Raw genomic sequence first — 692 nt, forward strand, 5'->3', positions numbered from 1 at the left:
GCTGCACTACCTGAAGGCGGCGGCCGCGATGGGGCCGGCGCAGGCCAAGGCCTCGGGCCGCACGGCCATCGAGCGCATGAAGGCCATGCCCACGGATGACGACTGCCTCGGCGCCRGCCGCGTGCGCGAGGACGGCCGCAAGATCCACGCGGTCTATCTCTTCGAGGTGAAGACGCCGGCCGAGGTGCGCACCGGCTGGGATCTCTACAAGCTGGCCGGCACCATCGAGCCCGAGCAGGCGATGCGCCCGCTCAGCCAGGGCGGTTGTCCGCTGGTGCGTACATAACCTTTGCTGCAGCGCATGGCTGATGGGTTCTGCCGGATGCAACCTGGGGTTTAGTCTCTCCGGAAAACCGGGAGAGAAAGCACCATGGAATTCGGCTTCTTCACCATGCCGTCCCATCCGCCCGAGCGCTCGCTGCGCGACGGGCATGAATGGGACCTCCAGGTCATGCGGTGGCTCGACGGAATGGGCTACAAGGAGGCCTGGGTCGGCGAGCATCACACTGCACCCTGGGAGCCGCATCCCGCGCCCGACCTGCTGATCGCTCAGGCCTTCCGCGAAACGAAGAACATCCGCCTCGGTCCAGGCGGCTTCCTGCTGCCCTACCATCACCCGGTGGAGCTCGCGAACCGCGTGGCCATGCTCGACCACATCTCCGGCGGGCGGCTGAATTTCGGCGTCGCCGCCT

At 67.3% G+C, this 692-nt stretch carries 1 protein-coding gene and 1 pseudogene; both read left to right on the forward strand.

The window, feature by feature from the left end; translation table 11 throughout:
• Nucleotides 1-286, forward strand: a pseudogene (locus tag AC1DWF_RS34835) (ABC transporter substrate-binding protein); the annotation flags it as partial.
• Nucleotides 287-370: 84 nt separating this feature from the next.
• Nucleotides 371-692, forward strand: a 322-nt coding sequence (locus tag AC1DWF_RS34840; protein WP_476843039.1) for an LLM class flavin-dependent oxidoreductase, incomplete at its 3' end; no start/stop codon positions are given.

Source organism: Aminobacter sp. P4_D5 (assembly GCF_056401815.1).